This is a genomic window from Ferrovibrio sp. GW821-FHT12F09, assembly GCF_058806775.1.
Window position 1 is genome coordinate 951,682 of record NZ_JBXAPZ010000002.1, and the last position, 15,590, is coordinate 967,271.

Below are 15,590 nucleotides of genomic sequence, written 5' to 3' on the forward strand. Positions count from 1 at the left end.
TGGGGCAATAATATGGAGCGTTGCCCTCTCTTCAAGCAAACAGAGGCGCTTCTGTGGCCGGGCCACAGAAAAGTCACACCGCATGTGACATTGCATCCTGATCCGCTGTTGACCACGCCATTGCCACACACGCAAGGCGTCGCAATCTCCATCATTCCATCAAATCAGCCGGCAACGGTGACAGTACGATAGAGGAGATCACGATGAGCAAGACTGAATTCCACCGCGGCATCCTGCGCGAATACGATATCCGCGGCATCGTTGGCTCGACCCTGACCCTGCCGACGGCGCAATTGCTGGGCCGCGCTTTTGGCACCCTGGTGCGCCGTCGCAACGGGCGCAGCGTCGCGCTGTGCCGCGATGGCCGGCTCAGTTCGCCGCAGATCATGCGCGCCTTTGGCAAAGGCCTGAAACAGGCCGGTATCGATGTCCTGCGTGTTGGCCTCGGGCCGACTCCGATGCTGTATTTTGCCGAACGTCACCTGCAGGCCGATGCCGGCGCGATGATCACCGGATCGCACAACCCTCCTGACTATAACGGCTTCAAACTCTCTATTGGCGGCAAGACCATCTACGGAGAGGAAATTCAGGCCATCGGCGACATCATCGCCAAGGGTAGTTTCGCGGAAGGCAATGGCCATACCCTGCGTCGTACGGTAGCTGGCGCCTATGCCATGCGGCTGCTGCGCGATGCCGAGCTGGCGAAACCGCTGTCGATCGCCTGGGATCCCGGCAATGGGGCTGCTTGCCCGATCGTCGAGCGGATCGTGCGCGCCCTGCCCGGCCGTCATGTCGTGCTGAACGGCGATGTCGATGGCACATTCCCCAATCATCACCCGGACCCCACTTTGCCCGAAACGCTGGAACAGCTGCGCATAGCCGTGAAAGACAACAATTGCGACCTCGGGATTGCTTTCGATGGCGATGGCGACCGCCTGGGCGTGATCGACAATGCCGGTCATGTTCTTTGGGGCGACCAGCTTATGATGCTCTGGTCGGAAGAGGTGCTACGCAAGAATCCCGGCGCCACCATCATTGCCGATGTAAAAACCAGCCAGACGCTGTTCGATACCATCGAACGGCTGGGCGGCAAGCCACTGATGTGGAAGACCGGCCACTCGCTGATCAAGGCCAAGATGCGCGAGACCGGCGCCCTGCTGGCCGGCGAGATGAGCGGTCATATCTTCTTTGCCGACCGCTATTTCGGCTATGACGATGCCCTGTATGCCGCGATCCGCCTGCTGAATATCGTATCGCGCAGCCCGCGCAGCCTGGCCGAGATGCATGACCGCCTGCCCAAGACAGTGAATACGCCGGAACTGCGCATCGAAGTTCGTGAGGAAGAGAAATTCGCCATCATCGACCGGGTCAAGGAGCGTCTGGCCAGGGCCGGCGCCAAGGTCAACGACATTGATGGCGTGCGGGTGCAGACCGATGATGGCTGGTGGCTGCTACGCGCTTCCAACACCCAGAATGTACTGGTCGGTCGCTGCGAATCTGGCGATACGGCAGGTCTTGATCGCCTGAAACAGGCGCTCGGCGAGCAACTGACGGCTGGCGGCGTCGATGACGGTGTCATTGCGGGTGCCTTGGGGAACAGCCATCGTCCGCAATCTCACAAGACGCAACACGAAGGCCATCGTCCGGCGGCATAGACCGCAGGACAGCCCGAAACGAAAAAGGCCCGGATCACTCCGGGCCTTTTCAGTTTGCCTTCAAGAACCACCGAGAAGCCATTCCGGAGAATGGTGGGCGCACCAGGGCTCGAACCTGGGACCCGCTGATTAAGAGTCAGCTGCTCTACCAACTGAGCTATGCGCCCAGTGGTCGTCAAAAGCTGGGGGAAAATACCCGGATTCGCCGGAATTGCAAGGCCTTCGTCCCGGCGATTTTTACCAGTTCGGACAAAGACTTAAATCGGCCCGATTCGGACTCGCCCGACGCCTACAGCCCGCTCATATGACGTGGGATTTCCACGTCGCGGTGAACATAGCAATTGATCAACAGCCCGATACCGACCAGCAGCGTCATCATCGCTGTCCCGCCATAGGAAACCAGAGGCAGCGGAACACCGACCACCGGCACCAGGCCCGAGACCATGGCGATATTGATGAAGACATAAAGGAACAGCATGGTGGTGATGCCGCCGGCCAGCAGGCGGCCGAACTGGCTGCGCGCCCGCAGCGCAATCGCATAGCCATAGGCGATCAGCAGGATATAAAGCACAATCAATACCAGCGCGCCAATCAGGCCATGTTCTTCCGCCAGCATGGTGAAGATGAAGTCGGTCTGCTTCTCGGGCAGGAAACTCAGATGACTCTGGGTTCCCTGCAGGAAGCCTTTGCCGGCAAACCCGCCCGAGCCCAGTGCAATCTTCGACTGCAGGATGTGATAGCCGGCGCCGAGGGGGTCCTGTTCGGGGTTCATGAAGGTGAACACACGCTTCTTCTGATAATCGTGCAGGAAATTCCACAGCACCGGCAGCGCACTGCCGCCGCCCACGATCACCAGGATGAATTTCCATGCCCGTACACCGGCAAAGAAGAACACCGCCCCCGACGATGCCAGCAAGAGCATGGCCGTACCGAGATCAGGCTGCTTGATCACCAGAATCACCGGCACCAGAACGACGGCCAGCGGTAGCACCAGCCAGCGAATCTGCCCGACCTCTTCATACGACAGGCCGTGGAAATAGCGCGCCAGGGTCAGCACCAGCGAGATCTTCATGATTTCCGAGGGCTGGATATGGATGACCCCGAGGTCGAGCCAGCGCTGCGCACCCATGCCGATGCGGCCGAACAGCTCAACCGCGATCAGCAGCACCAGGCCAACAGCAAAAATCAGGTAGGAAAACCGCATCCAGATCCGGATGTCGGTGGTGGCGATCGCCACCATGATGACCAGGCCGACGGCAAAACGGGCCATCTGCCGGTCCGCCCAGGGATCGATATCGCCACCGCCGGCGGAATAGAGCGTCGCAAAGCCGACGCTGGCGATCAGGGTGATCAGCAGCACCAGGCCCCAGTTCACATCGCGCAGCTTGCGCCCGAAGCTCAGATCATTGCCGCGACTGGACCAATGAGCCATGTCAGCCGCCTTCCCTGGGCGCTGCGGACGGCGTCGCAGCCGTATTGGGACCAGGGGCAGGTCGACCCTTGCGTGACGGGTCCAGCTTTTGCACCTCCAGCATGATGTCGCGGGCGATCGGCGCTGCAGCGCCCGAACCGGAACCGCCATGCTCCACCACCACGGCGCAGGCATAGCGCGGCGCGCTGACCGGTGCGAAGGCAACGAACAGCGCGTGATCGCGCTCCTCCCACGGCTTTTCCTCGTTCTTGCGTACGCGCGTCTCACGCTCCAGACGACTGATGCGGCGCACCTGACTGGAGCCGGTCTTGCCGGCCATGGCAAATTCCGGAATGGTGATGCGGGCGCGATGCGCCGTGCCGCGGGGTGGCGTAGTCACGCGAATCATGCCTTCCAGCGCCAGGTCCAGCTGCTCGCGCTTGATGCCGGTATGGGGCCAGCGCTGCGAGGCCGGTCGCTTGTCGGTGGCCGGCCCGTAAGCCTCGTCCTGCCGCACGATGCGCGGCTGCACCGCATAACCGCCATTGGCCAGCCGCGCGGCCATCACGGCCAACTGCAACGGCGTGGTGGTGACATAGCCCTGGCCGATACCGGTATTGAGGTTTTCGCCCTGGTGCCATGGCTGCCCTAGCACCGCCTGCTTCCAGGATTTGGTCGGGATCAGGCCGCGCCGTTCGCCGGTCAGGTCGATGCCGGTAAATTCACCCAGGCCCAGCCGCTTGGCCATCTCGGCGATTTTGTCCACGCCGGTGCGGCGCGCCGCTTCATAGAAGAAGACGTCGCAGCTTTCTTCCAGGGCGGCGACGAAGTTCATGCTGCCATGGCCGCCCTTCTTCCAGCAATGGAAGACGTTATTGCCGAATTCCATATGGCCCTGGCAAAAGACCCGGGTATCCGGTGTGATATTCCCGGTTTCCAGGGCCGCCAAACCGACCAGCATCTTGAATGTCGAGCCCGGCGGATATGTACCCTGGATCGCCTTGTTGATCAGCGGCTTGTATTTGTCGCCGTTGAGCTGGCGCCATTGCGACGGCGTGATGCCGACATTGAACCAGTTCGGGTCGTAGCCCGGATTAGACACCAGGCTGAGGATTTCGCCGGTATGGATATCGATCACCGCGCCGGCGCCGCTCTCCTCGCCGAAGCGCTCCTGCGCAAACCGCTGCAGGTCGGCATCGATGGTCAGAACGATATCGTCGCCGGGCTGGCCGTTATAACGCTGCAGCTCGCGGATGCCGCGGCCATAGGCATTGACCTCGATCTGGCTGTGCCCGGCACGCCCGCGCAGGCGTTCGTCGTAGATCTTCTCCACGCCGCTCTTGCCGATGCGGAAACCCGGCAGTTCCAGCAGCGGATCGTCACCCAGTTCATTCTCCGCCACAGCACCGACATAACCGACCACATGGCTGAACAACGGGCCATAGGGGTAATCGCGCGTCTCGCCCACGTCGAGCTGCACACCGGGCAGGTCGGGTGAATGCAGGTTCACCTTGGCAAAGTCGTCCCAGGACAGATTCTCGGCCACCACAACGGGCACGAATTTGCGACGCCGCTCGATCTCGCGCTTCACCCGCGCACGCTGGTTGTCGTCGACCTGAATCAGCTTCGACAGGGCCTCCAGCGTGCCATCCACATTCCGTGTCTGCTCGGCGACGATGAGGACGCGATAGTTGCGGCGGTTGGACGCCAGCTCATGGCCATTGCGGTCCACCACGCGGCCGCGTCGCGGCGACAGCAAACGCATATTGATGCGATTTTCATCGGCCAGCAGGGCATATTTGTCGGATTCCAGCACCTGCAGGTAATACAGCCGCGCCGCCAGCGTCCCGAACAATGCCAGCTGCGCCGTGCCCAGCAGCAGGGCGCGCCGGGTAAACACCCGCTGCAGATCGTTATCGCGCCGGTTCATCCCGTTAAACCGTCACGGAGCTGCGGAGCCAGCGGCGCTCCAAGCGGCTCAGCGCCCAGTAGATGCCCGGATACAGACCCAGCGACAGCACCACCTGGGCCAGCACCGGCGCGGTGGGCAGCAGCCGCCAATGCAACAGCGACACCAGTGCCCAGCTCAGGGGCACCACGGCACCCACCACCAGGGCGAAAGCCGTCCAGTTGACGAAAAAGGACGAGCCCAGGAATACCCGACGCTGCGACACGCCAAGTTCATGGATGATGACCAGGGTCAGGGCATTCAGGCCAAGCGGGCCGGCACTGAGGAGATCAAGCAGCAATCCGATCAGGAAGGCGCCGACCATGGTCATGAGATCGGAGCGGAAAATGCTCCAGTAGAAGACCGCCATCAGGGCAAAGGATGGTGCCACGGTATCGAAATGCGGCAAGCCGAGCGGCAGCAGGCCGATCAGCACCAGCGCAATGCTGCTCAGGATCGGCAGCAGCGCGCGGAGGCGGCGGCTGGTCTGGCGAAGCAGCGCAGACATGGCCGCGGCCTATCGCTTCAGCGGCGGAGATGGCGCCGACGGATCTTCCGCCTCGACACGGGTCTCGTCGAACTGCATCACGCGCAGGAAGTCCAGACGCCCGAGATCGACGACGGGCCGCACGCGGATGACGCCGTCGATGGCGACGATCTCGCCCACCGGAATGCCGGCCGGGAACTGGCCGCCATCGCCCGAGGTGACGATATGCATGCCGATGGCCGGCTTGGCTGCGCCGGAGAGGTATTCCAGACGCGGCTGTGGCGAGTTGTCGCCCGTCAGCACGGCGCGATGGCCGCCATCCTGCAACATGACCGGCAGGCGCGAATTCAGGTCGGTGACCAGCAGGATGCGGGCGGCACGCACACCGACTTCGGCAACGCGGCCGACATAGCCGCCCTCGCCAATCACGGCCTGGCCCTTCTTGATGCCATCCTTGGTGCCGACATTGAGCAGGGCGGTCCGCACGAAGGAACCGCCGCCATCGGCGATGACCCGGCCGCTGACATAGGTGTGGCTGAGATCCGGTCCCGCCGACAGCAGACGGCGCAGCGCGGCATTGTCCTGTTCCAGCCGGCGCGCCACTTCCTGCCATTGCAGCAGGCGGGCATTTTCGGTGCGCAGGCGGAAATTCTCGTCATGGACGAAGAGGATGTCGTCGGCCCAGCCGATCACGGCGTTGACGGCGCTGACCGGCTGCGCCACGGCGCTCAGCACCGGCTCCACGATATCCGCGCCGACGGTGCGCAGGCGCTCGACCACCGGACGGTCGACGCGGCTCAACAGGATAAGGCCGACAGCCGTGGCGAGCAGGAGCAGAAACGCAAAGCGCTGCAGCAGCGCGCGGAACGGCGCTGCAACCCAAGCACTGCGTCCAGACCGTCTTGCCATGTGCCTCCGTCTACCCCGTTAGACGTTGCCCGCCCGCCGTTCAGTACGGCGGGTTGTACAGAACGTGCTTCAGCGTCTTCATTTCTTCCAGCGCGCGGCCGGTGCCCAGCGCCACGCAGCTGAGCGGCTCGTCAGCGATCGACACCGGCAGGCCGGTAGCATGGCGCAGCACGAGGTCCAGATTGCCGAGCAGCGCGCCGCCGCCGGTGAGCACGATGCCCTTGTCGACGATATCGGCAGCCAGTTCCGGCGCGGTGTGTTCCAGCGCGACCTTGACGGCCTCGACGATGGCACCGACCGGTTCGGCCAGGCTTTCGGCGATCTGGCGCTGGTTGATCACCAGTTCCTTCGGCACGCCGTTCATCAGATCGCGGCCCTTGATCTCCATCGAGAGACCGTTGCCGTCTTCCGGCGGCGCGGCCGAGCCGATCTGCTTCTTGATGCGCTCGGCCGAGGCCTCGCCCACCAGCAGGTTATGATTGCGCCGGATATAGGCGATGATCGCCTCGTCCATCTTGTCGCCGCCGACGCGCACGCTGCGCGAATAGACGATGCCGCCGAGCGAGAGCACGGCCACCTCAGTGGTGCCGCCGCCGATATCAACCACCATCGAGCCGGTCGGCTCGGTGACCGGCAGGCCGGCGCCAATCGCGGCGGCCATAGGCTCTTCAATCAGGAAGACGCGGCGCGAACCGGCGGACTCGGCCGAGTCCATGATGGCGCGACGTTCGACCGCGGTGGACCCCGACGGCACGCAGATAATGACCTGCGGCGAGGCGAAGCTGCGGCGGTTGTGAACCTTGCGGATGAAATGCTTGATCATTTCCTCCGCCACTTCGAAATCGGCGATCACGCCATCGCGTAGCGGACGAATGGCTTCGATATTGCCCGGCGTACGGCCCAGCATCTGCTTGGCCTCGTCACCGACAGCCAGAACCTGCTTTTTGCCACGATTATTGGCGATTGCCACCACGGAGGGTTCATTCAGCACGATCCCTCGACCCTTGACGTAGACCAGCGTATTGGCCGTGCCCAGATCAATGGCCATATCGGCCGACATGAAACCCATCAAACGCGAGAACATCGAGAAGCACCCTCACCAGCGGAATATCGCGCCGTTATCGCCTTTGGGACCGGAACAGCGCAACCCCCAGCCCCCCTATTTTTACCCCACGAAAATCAGGCACTCATGGCAGCCGGGGCGGTCTTCTCCCGCTTCACCAGCAGCTTGTTGAGCGCATGAATATAAGCCCGGCAGCTGGCGACCAGCGTATCGGCGTCAGAAGCCTGCCCGTTCACGGTCTTACCGCCCTCTTCCAGCCGCACGGTCACCTCGGCCTGGGCATCGGTGCCCTGGGTCACGGCATGGACCTGGTACAGCTGCAGATTGACCTGATGGGGGAACAGGGCCTTGATTGCATTGAAAATCGAATCAACCGGTCCGTTACCCGTCGCTTTGACCGATTTGACCGCACCATCGATCTCCAGCTCCAGTTGGGCACTCTGCGGCTCTTTGGAGCCGGCAATCACCTGCAGCGAGACGAAGCGGATGCGATGACTGTCATGAGCCACGGTATCGTCGACCAGAGCGACAAGGTCCTCGTCGAAGACCTCTTTCTTGCGGTCGGCCAGATCCTTGAAGCGGCCAAAGGCGTCGTTGAGCTGGTTCTCTGCCAGATTGAAGCCGAGCTCTTCCAGTTTCTTGCGGAAGGCATGGCGGCCAGAATGCTTGCCCATTACCAGGGTCGAGCGGTTCAGGCCAACCGATTCCGGCGTCATGATCTCGTAGGTGCCGGCATGCTTCAGCATGCCGTCCTGATGGATCCCGCTCTCATGCGCGAAAGCATTGGCGCCGACGATGGCCTTGTTCGGTTGCACGACGAAGCCCGTCACGGCAGAAACAAGCCGCGAGGCCTTCATGATATCGGTGGTCTTGATGTTGGTTTCGAATTGCATGGCATCGGGCCGCGTGCGTAGCGCCATGACAATTTCTTCCAGCGCGGCATTGCCGGCGCGTTCGCCCAGGCCGTTGATCGTGCATTCCACCTGACGCGCGCCGCCCATGACGGCAGCCAGCGAGTTGGCAACCGCCAGACCGAGATCGTTGTGGCAATGCGCGGAAAACCTGGCTTTATCGCTGTTCGGGATGTTTTCAATCAGGAAGCGCATCAGCGCCGTGTACTCTTCCGGCACGGTGTAGCCTACGGTGTCGGGCACGTTGATGGTGGTGGCGCCAGCCTTGATGGCGCTCTCGATCACGCGGCACAGGAAATCGCGATCCGACCGCGTGCCGTCCTCGCAGCTCCACTCCACGTCGTCGCAGAGGTTGCGCGCATGAGAAACGCTGTCGATCACGGCCTGATGCACCGCCTGGGGCTCCATCTGCAGCTTGAACTTCATATGCAGCGGCGAGGTGGAGATGAAGGTATGGATGCGCGCGCGCTTGGCCGGACGCAGCGCCTCCCAGGCGCGGTCGATATCTTTCTTGCCGGCGCGGGAGAGACCGCAGATGGTGGAGTTGACGACGCGCTTGGCGATTTCATTCACGGCTTCGAAGTCGCCGTTGGAAGCGATCGGGAAGCCGGCCTCGATGACATCGACGCCCATGCCTTCCAGCACGGAGGCGATCTTGAGCTTCTCTTCCAGATTCATGGACGCGCCGGGCGACTGCTCGCCATCGCGGAGCGTGGTGTCGAAGATGATGACGCGCTCGCGCGCGCTGCCGGTCGCCGCCATGTCAGACCCCTTCTCGCCCATAGACGGCGGTCTCACGCCGACCAGACCCCAAAAGGCCGGCGCGACGCGATTCTTGCCGTGGTTTCCGTGCTTTAACCATAGTCTACACGCTCCGGCGGGGTCCGGGCAAAGGCCGAAAAGTCAAAGGCCTTCATGGACTTGCGCGGCTACTCTCCGATACCAGGCTTAAAAAGGGATGAATTTGACGGAAATACCGACCAAACAGGTTAATAGACTGAAAACACGGTGAAATTGTGTCCGCCCCAGAAATCTTAAAAAGCGGCCGCCAGACACCCGACAGATGCCGCTCGCCGGCCGATAATCCCGCCATGGCAAAGCCCTCCTCGCCCCCACCCGACCGCCTACTGATCGACCGGCTGGCCACCCCCATCGGCACCGCGCTGCTGGTCACCGATGCGGCGGGCTTTCTGCGTGCGCTGGACTGGAGCGATCACGAGGCGCGCCTGCTGAAGCTGCTGCGGCTGCATTACGACACTGGGACGAGCATCGACACTGCCCGGTCGCCCAAAACCCTGCGGCAGTCTGTGGACGGCTATTTCGCCGGCGAACTGACTCGGATCAATGATATCGCCTGTCGCACGGCCGGCACGGATTTCCAGCGCCGGGTCTGGGCGGCGCTGCGCAAGATTCCGGCGGGCAGGACGCTGACCTATGGCGCATTGGCGGCGAAGCTCGGCATGCCCAAGGCTATACGCGCGGTCGGAGCGGCCAATGGCGCCAATCCGCTGAGCGTGGTCGTGCCCTGCCATCGCCTGGTCGGCGCCAACGGATCGCTCATCAAGTATGGCGGCGGCCTGGAGCGCAAACGCTGGCTGCTGGCCCATGAAGGCGTCGTGGTGCTGAAAATGGCATAAACAAAAACGGCCGACGGTGATGAACCGCCGGCCGCATCGTCTGCGATATGGAATCGCTTAGTTGCTGCGAGCCTTGTCGACCAGCTTGTTTTTGGCGATCCAGGGCATCATGGCGCGCAGCTTGGCGCCCACTTCCTCGATCGGGTGCTTGGCCAGCGCCGCACGGGTCGCCTTGAACGAAGTCTGGTTGACCTTGTTTTCCAGCATCCAGTTGCGGGTGAAGCGGCCGGACTGGATGTCTTCCAGCACACGCTTCATCTCAGCCTTGGTCTCGGCGGTAACGATGCGTGGACCGGTGACGTATTCACCGTATTCGGCGGTGTTCGAGATCGAGTAGTTCATGTTGGCGATGCCGCCTTCGTAGATCAGGTCCACGATCAGCTTCACTTCATGCAGGCACTCGAAATAGGCCATTTCCGGGGCGTAACCGGCTTCCACCAGGGTCTCGTAACCGGCCTTGATCAGCTCGACCAGGCCGCCGCAAAGCACGACCTGCTCGCCGAACAGATCGGTTTCGCATTCTTCCTGGAAGGTGGTCTCGATGATGCCGGCCTTGCCGCCGCCATTGGCCGAAGCGTACGAGAGCGCGATTTCCAGGGCGTTGCCCGAGGCATTCTGGTGCACGGCAACCAGCGACGGCACGCCGCCGCCCTTCAGGTATTCCGAACGCACGGTGTGGCCCGGGCCCTTCGGTGCGATCATGAAGACATCGAGATCCTTGCGCGGCTCGATCAGGTTGAAGTGGATGTTCAGGCCATGCGCGAAGGCAAGGGCGGCGCCTTCCTTCATGTTGTCGCGCAGGTCGTTGGTCCACAGGTCAGACTGGCCCTCATCGGGGGTCAGCACCATGACGACATCGGCCCACTTGGCGGCCTCGGCCGGGGTCATCACCTTGAAACCGGCCTCTTCGGCCTTCTTGGTGCCGGCCGAACCCTTGCGGAGCGCGACGGCGATGTTCTTCACGCCGCTGTCCTTCAGGTTCATCGCATGGGCATGGCCCTGGCTGCCATAGCCGACGATGACAACCTTCTTGCCCTTGATCAGGTTCAGGTCCGCATCGCGGTCGTAGTAAACGCGCATCTCAGTCTCTCCTCAAAAAGCGTCGTTGTTTTCGTGTTCGGGTTCAGAATTAAAGCGGCTTCGGGCCGCGGCTGATCGCCACGACACCAGTGCGCGACACATCGACCAGACCGAGCGGCTTCATCAACTCGACGAAAGCGGTGATCTTTTCCGGCGCGCCGGTCAGCTCGAAGACGAAGGATTCGATCGTGCTGTCGACGGCGCGGGCGCGGAAGATATCGGCAATACGCAGGCTTTCCACGCGCTTCTCGCCGGTGCCGGCAACCTTGATCAGCGCCAGTTCGCGCGCAATATGCGGGCCTTCGACGGTCAGGTCATGCACATTATGCACCGGCACCAGACGGCCGAGCTGAGCCTTGATCTGCTCGATCACATTGGCCGGGCCAGAGGTGACCACTGTGATGCGCGAGAGATGCGCGGCATCCGAGACCTCAGCCACGGTCAGGCTTTCGATATTGTAGCCTCGGCCCGAGAACAGCCCGACCACGCGAGCCAGGATGCCGGGCTCGTTATCGACGAGGACGGACAGGATATGGGACTGGATCGGCTGCTGCGGCGCGGACATGATCGGATTTCTTCTGTGCTGTATGGCCGGCCTCAGACGAGGGCCATGCCTTCTTCACTGACGCTGGCATTCTTCGGATCCTTCGGCTTGTCGTCGGCCAGGATCATCTCGTTATGGGCCGCGCCCGAGGGCACCATGGGGAAGCAGTTCTCCGCCTTGTCGACAGCGACATCCACCACCACCGGACCATCGATGGCAATCATTTCCTTGATGACACCGTCGAGATCGGCCGGATCGGTAACCCGCAGGCCGCGGCAATGGAAGGCTTCCGCCAGCTTGACGAAATCGGGCAGCGATTCCGAATAGCTCTGCGAGTAACGCCCGCCATGCAGCAGCTGCTGCCACTGGCGCACCATGCCCATGTATTCGTTATTGAGAATGAACACCTTCACCGGCAGGCGGAACTGCGCCGCGGTGCCCAGCTCCTGGATGTTCATCAGGATCGAGGCCTCGCCGGCAATATCCACCACCAGCTTGCCCGGATGACCGAGCTGCACGCCGATGGCGGCCGGCAGGCCGTAGCCCATGGTGCCCAGGCCGCCCGAGGTCATCCAGCGGTTCGGCTTGTTGAACTTGTAATGCTGGGCCGCCCACATCTGGTGCTGGCCCACTTCGGTGGTGATGAAGGTGTCCTGATCCTTGGTCAGCTCATACAGCCGCTCGATGGCGAGCTGCGGCTTGATGATCTTGGGGTCCTTCTTGTAGCTCAGGCTGTCGCGGGCGCGCCACTGGTCGATCTGCGCCCACCATTTGTCCAGTGCCTTCTGGTTCGGCTTGTGGCCGCCCTGTTTCCAGGCGGCGATCAGCTGTTCCAGCACCTTGCAGGCATCGCCGACGATATTGAGGTCGCAGCGCACGGTCTTGTTGTGCGACGACGGATCGATATCGACATGGATCTTCTTCGAGCCCGGCGAGAAAGCATTCAGCCGGCCGGTGATGCGGTCGTCGAAACGCGCGCCGATATTGATCATCACGTCGCAATCATGCATCGCATGATTGGCTTCCCAGGTGCCATGCATGCCCAGCATGCCGAGGAACTGCTTGTCGGTGGCCGGGTAGCCGCCAAGCCCCATCAGCGTATTGGTGATGGGGAAGCCGGTCAGCTTCACCAGCTCGTGCAGCAGTTCCGACGCCTTCGGGCCGGCATTGATGATGCCGCCACCGGTATAGAAGACCGGACGCTCGGCCGCGGCCATCAGCGCCACGGCATCCTTGATCAGCGAGGCCTCGCCTTCCACGCGCGGGCGGTAGGTCTTGTGGCGTATATTGTCCTTGGCGGTGTAGGTGCCCTGGGCCACCTGCACGTCCTTGGGCAGATCGATCACCACTGGGCCCGGACGGCCGTTGGTGGCGACATAGAAGGCCTCATGGACGACGCGGGAGAGATCATCCACGTTTTTGACGAGATAGTTGTGCTTGGTGCAGGGCCGGGTAATGCCGGTGGTGTCGCATTCCTGGAAGGCGTCGGTGCCCACCAGATGGGTGGCGACCTGGCCGGTCAGGCAGATGACGGGGATGGAATCCAGCAGGGCATCGGTCAGGCCGGTGACGGCATTGGTGGCGCCGGGACCGGAGGTGACAAGCACCACGCCGGGCTTGCCGGTCGAGCGGGCATAGCCTTCGGCGGCATGGACGGCCCCCTGCTCGTGGCGCACCAGGATGTGGCGGATGGCATTCTGCTTGAACAGCGCGTCATAAATCGGGAGTACCGCGCCGCCCGGATACCCGAAGACGACCTCAACACCCTGGTCGATCAGGGCCTTGATCAGCATTTCGGCGCCGCTCATCTGCTGGTTTGGCAGGGTCGGCGCAGCCTGCGCTGCGGTAGACATGACACTCAATCCTTTGGGCGATCAGCCCTTTTAGACGAAAATCGGCCGGAACACGCCGCCCCGGCCGTCAAAATCGGCGCCAACCTAAACGGCCGCTCCGCGCACGGTCAATAGGTATCTCACAATGAATGGAAAGATTTCCGCCTCTGGGTTGAAATTTTCTTGCTGGCTGAGATCGTTTTCCACAACCAGGTCCGGAACGAACTGGTGTCGGAACCAGGTGGTCTGCCGCTTGGCGTAGTGGCGGGTGTTGAGCTGGCCGATACGGGCCGCCTCATCCAGCCCGATCTGCCCCTTAAGATATTGGAACAATTCGGGAAGTCCATGGGCCTTGCGCATCGGGGCATCGATGGGGATATCCGCCCGCGCCAGCACCGCCCGCACCTCCTCAAGAGCACCCGCCTTGAGCATGCCGTCAAAACGCCGGTCGATCCGGGCATACAGCGCCGGTCGCGGTGGCTGCAGCAGCAGGCGGAAGACCGGATTGGACAGGGGCGGAGCAACGCTTTCGGCCTGCCAGGCAGCCAGGCCGCGGCCGGTGGTCTGCAGCACCTCCCAGGCTCGCACCAGGCGCTGGCTGTCGCCCGGCTTCACCTGCGCCGCCGTGACCGGATCTTCGCCGCGCAGAACCGCATGCAGGGCGTCCGCACCATGGCGCTCCAGCCGCAGCCGCGCTGCCGCGCGCACATCGGCCGGAATCGCGGGAATCTCGGCCAGGCCCTCGAAGAGGCTGCGCAGATACATGCCAGTGCCGCCCAGCAGGATCGGCAGGCGACCCGCGTGAATGGTCTCGGCGATGGCGGCCTTCGCCAGTTCAACCCAGCGCGCCGCCGTGCCATGCTCGGCACCATCCAGCACGCCATACAGGCGATGTGGCGCCTGCGCCATTTCATCGTCGGTTGGGCGCGCGGTCAGGATGCGCAGATCGCGATAGACCTGCATGCTGTCGGCATTGATGACGGTGCCGTTGAACCGCTGCGCCAGGGCAATGCCCAGCGCCGACTTGCCGCTGGCGGTCGGACCGGCCAGCACCAGGATCGGGGCAGTGTTAAGGTTTGTCTCAGGTTCTGTCGCGGGCATGGTTACTGGCGGCATCCGAGTTGCGCCGCCTCTTCTACAGTCCTAGAACAGGTGGATGCAAAACATTCTCACCCTGATCGCCGCCCCCCACAATGCCGTGCTGACGCCGCGCGCTACCAATGCCGTGCGCGATGCGCTGGCGCTGGCCCGCGGCAAGGTCGGTCCGGTCGACTGGCTCGATCAGGGCATTGCCTGCGACATTCCCTTCGATGGCGTCGATGCCGCCGAAGCGGAAAAGGTCGCCAAGGTGGCCCTGCGCAATGCGCCGGTCGATGTGGTGGTGCTGCAGACGGCCGACACCCGCCGCAAGAAGGCGCTGGTGGCCGATATGGAGTCGACCATCATCCGCAACGAGATGCTGGACGAGATCGCCTATCTTGCCGATATCGGCGAGAAGGTCGCCGATATCACCCGCCGCGCCATGAACGGCGAGCTGGATTTCTTCGCTGCCCTGCGCGAGCGCGTTGCCCTGCTGAAAGGCCAGCCCGCGACCCTGCTGGACGAGGCCGCCGGCCGCATCAAACTGATGCCGGGCGCACAGGTGCTGCTCAACACGCTGAAGCAGCATGGCGTGCATACTGCGCTGGTCTCAGGCGGATTTGATCATTACACCCAGCGGATCGCCGAACAGCTCGGCTTCGACGAACAGCAGGCCAACCGCCTGCTCATCGAAGACGAGAAGATCGCCGGTGTGGCCGAGCCGATCCTGGGCAAGGAAGCCAAACTGGAGGCCCTGCAGCGTGTGGCCAAGGCGCGCGGCATCACGCCGGCCGACTGCATCACGGTGGGCGATGGCGCCAACGACCTCGCCATGCTGGGAGCCTCGGGCATGGGCGTCGCCTATCACGCCAAGCCGGCGGTGCAGCAGGCGTCGAAGATCAACATCCGCCATGGCGATCTGACGGCACTGCTGTATCTGCAGGGCTATCGCGCCGACGAGATTTTCGGGCGCGGCTGACGCCCCCGTGTGTCATGGCCGGACTTGATCCGGCCATCCACGCCTTACTTTCCA

Annotated in this window: 13 protein-coding genes and 1 tRNA gene; 3 read left to right on the top strand and 11 right to left on the bottom strand. The window is 62.8% G+C overall.

The window, feature by feature from the left end; translation table 11 throughout:
- Positions 1-203 precede the first annotated feature (203 nt).
- The gene (gene pgmG / locus AC1ROB_RS17710) at positions 204-1,655 is read left to right on the top strand and encodes a phosphoglucomutase/phosphomannomutase PgmG (protein ID WP_492969791.1); all 1,452 of its coding nucleotides are present in this window, start codon (positions 204-206) and stop codon (positions 1,653-1,655) included.
- 91 nt (positions 1,656-1,746) lie between these two features.
- Here pgmG and AC1ROB_RS17715 read toward each other — a convergent pair.
- The 7 genes from AC1ROB_RS17715 to AC1ROB_RS17745 all read right to left on the bottom strand — a co-directional run bounded on the left by AC1ROB_RS17715 (position 1,747) and on the right by AC1ROB_RS17745 (position 9,146).
- Positions 1,747-1,822, bottom strand: a tRNA-Lys gene (locus tag AC1ROB_RS17715).
- Positions 1,823-1,944: 122 nt separating this feature from the next.
- Positions 1,945-3,087, bottom strand: a complete 1,143-nt coding sequence (rodA, locus tag AC1ROB_RS17720; protein WP_492969790.1) for a rod shape-determining protein RodA — start codon at positions 3,085-3,087, stop codon at positions 1,945-1,947.
- Position 3,088: 1 nt separating this feature from the next.
- Positions 3,089-4,996, bottom strand: a complete 1,908-nt coding sequence (gene mrdA / locus AC1ROB_RS17725; RefSeq protein ID WP_492969789.1) for a penicillin-binding protein 2 — start codon at positions 4,994-4,996, stop codon at positions 3,089-3,091.
- 4 nt (positions 4,997-5,000) lie between these two features.
- A complete protein-coding gene (gene mreD, locus AC1ROB_RS17730) occupies positions 5,001-5,522 on the bottom strand; it encodes a rod shape-determining protein MreD (protein WP_492969788.1) in 522 nt (173 codons plus the stop codon).
- Positions 5,523-5,531: 9 nt separating this feature from the next.
- Complete coding sequence (mreC, locus tag AC1ROB_RS17735) at positions 5,532-6,410, bottom strand: rod shape-determining protein MreC (protein WP_492969787.1); 879 nt, start codon at positions 6,408-6,410, stop codon at positions 5,532-5,534.
- Between the two features lie 40 nt (positions 6,411-6,450).
- Positions 6,451-7,494: a rod shape-determining protein gene (locus tag AC1ROB_RS17740; protein WP_144066920.1), complete on the bottom strand. Its 1,044-nt coding sequence runs from the start codon at positions 7,492-7,494 to the stop codon at positions 6,451-6,453.
- A 95-nt stretch (positions 7,495-7,589) separates the two neighbouring features.
- Positions 7,590-9,146: a 2-isopropylmalate synthase gene (locus tag AC1ROB_RS17745; RefSeq protein ID WP_492969786.1), complete on the bottom strand. Its 1,557-nt coding sequence runs from the start codon at positions 9,144-9,146 to the stop codon at positions 7,590-7,592.
- Positions 9,147-9,475: 329 nt separating this feature from the next.
- On the opposite strand from AC1ROB_RS17745, the gene AC1ROB_RS17750 reads away from it, so the two are divergent.
- The gene (locus AC1ROB_RS17750) at positions 9,476-10,021 is read left to right on the top strand and encodes a methylated-DNA--[protein]-cysteine S-methyltransferase (protein WP_492969785.1); all 546 of its coding nucleotides are present in this window, start codon (positions 9,476-9,478) and stop codon (positions 10,019-10,021) included.
- A 57-nt stretch (positions 10,022-10,078) separates the two neighbouring features.
- Here the strand turns inward: AC1ROB_RS17750 and ilvC are convergent, their stop codons facing one another.
- The 4 genes from ilvC to miaA all read right to left on the bottom strand — a co-directional run bounded on the left by ilvC (position 10,079) and on the right by miaA (position 14,578).
- The gene (ilvC, locus tag AC1ROB_RS17755) at positions 10,079-11,101 is read right to left on the bottom strand and encodes a ketol-acid reductoisomerase (protein WP_492969784.1); all 1,023 of its coding nucleotides are present in this window, start codon (positions 11,099-11,101) and stop codon (positions 10,079-10,081) included.
- A 49-nt stretch (positions 11,102-11,150) separates the two neighbouring features.
- Positions 11,151-11,666, bottom strand: a complete 516-nt coding sequence (ilvN, locus tag AC1ROB_RS17760; protein ID WP_297688666.1) for an acetolactate synthase small subunit — start codon at positions 11,664-11,666, stop codon at positions 11,151-11,153.
- A 32-nt stretch (positions 11,667-11,698) separates the two neighbouring features.
- Positions 11,699-13,498, bottom strand: a complete 1,800-nt coding sequence (locus AC1ROB_RS17765; RefSeq protein WP_492969783.1) for an acetolactate synthase 3 large subunit — start codon at positions 13,496-13,498, stop codon at positions 11,699-11,701.
- An 84-nt stretch (positions 13,499-13,582) separates the two neighbouring features.
- Positions 13,583-14,578 (bottom strand): tRNA (adenosine(37)-N6)-dimethylallyltransferase MiaA, encoded by a 996-nt coding sequence (gene miaA / locus AC1ROB_RS17770; RefSeq protein WP_492969782.1) that lies wholly within the window; start codon positions 14,576-14,578, stop codon positions 13,583-13,585.
- Positions 14,579-14,633: 55 nt separating this feature from the next.
- Between miaA and serB the strand changes: the two genes are divergently transcribed.
- Positions 14,634-15,536, top strand: a complete 903-nt coding sequence (gene serB / locus AC1ROB_RS17775; protein ID WP_492969781.1) for a phosphoserine phosphatase SerB — start codon at positions 14,634-14,636, stop codon at positions 15,534-15,536.
- Positions 15,537-15,590 lie beyond the last annotated feature (54 nt).

Excerpts from the sequence above, each read along its gene's own strand:
- ilvC (WP_492969784.1), bottom strand. The coding sequence starts at position 11,101 with ATGCGCGTTTACTACGACCGCGATGCGGACCTGAACCTGATCAAGGGC.
- mreD (WP_492969788.1), bottom strand. The coding sequence starts at position 5,522 with ATGTCTGCGCTGCTTCGCCAGACCAGCCGCCGCCTCCGCGCGCTGCTG.
- ilvN (WP_297688666.1), bottom strand. The coding sequence starts at position 11,666 with ATGTCCGCGCCGCAGCAGCCGATCCAGTCCCATATCCTGTCCGTCCTC.
- AC1ROB_RS17745 (WP_492969786.1), bottom strand. The coding sequence starts at position 9,146 with ATGGCGGCGACCGGCAGCGCGCGCGAGCGCGTCATCATCTTCGACACC.
- serB (WP_492969781.1), top strand. The coding sequence starts at position 14,634 with ATGCAAAACATTCTCACCCTGATCGCCGCCCCCCACAATGCCGTGCTG.
- miaA (WP_492969782.1), bottom strand. The coding sequence starts at position 14,578 with ATGCCCGCGACAGAACCTGAGACAAACCTTAACACTGCCCCGATCCTG.
- pgmG (WP_492969791.1), top strand. The coding sequence starts at position 204 with ATGAGCAAGACTGAATTCCACCGCGGCATCCTGCGCGAATACGATATC.
- AC1ROB_RS17765 (WP_492969783.1), bottom strand. The coding sequence starts at position 13,498 with ATGTCTACCGCAGCGCAGGCTGCGCCGACCCTGCCAAACCAGCAGATG.
- mreC (WP_492969787.1), bottom strand. The coding sequence starts at position 6,410 with ATGGCAAGACGGTCTGGACGCAGTGCTTGGGTTGCAGCGCCGTTCCGC.
- AC1ROB_RS17740 (WP_144066920.1), bottom strand. The coding sequence starts at position 7,494 with ATGTTCTCGCGTTTGATGGGTTTCATGTCGGCCGATATGGCCATTGAT.
- AC1ROB_RS17750 (WP_492969785.1), top strand. The coding sequence starts at position 9,476 with ATGGCAAAGCCCTCCTCGCCCCCACCCGACCGCCTACTGATCGACCGG.
- mrdA (WP_492969789.1), bottom strand. The coding sequence starts at position 4,996 with ATGAACCGGCGCGATAACGATCTGCAGCGGGTGTTTACCCGGCGCGCC.
- rodA (WP_492969790.1), bottom strand. The coding sequence starts at position 3,087 with ATGGCTCATTGGTCCAGTCGCGGCAATGATCTGAGCTTCGGGCGCAAG.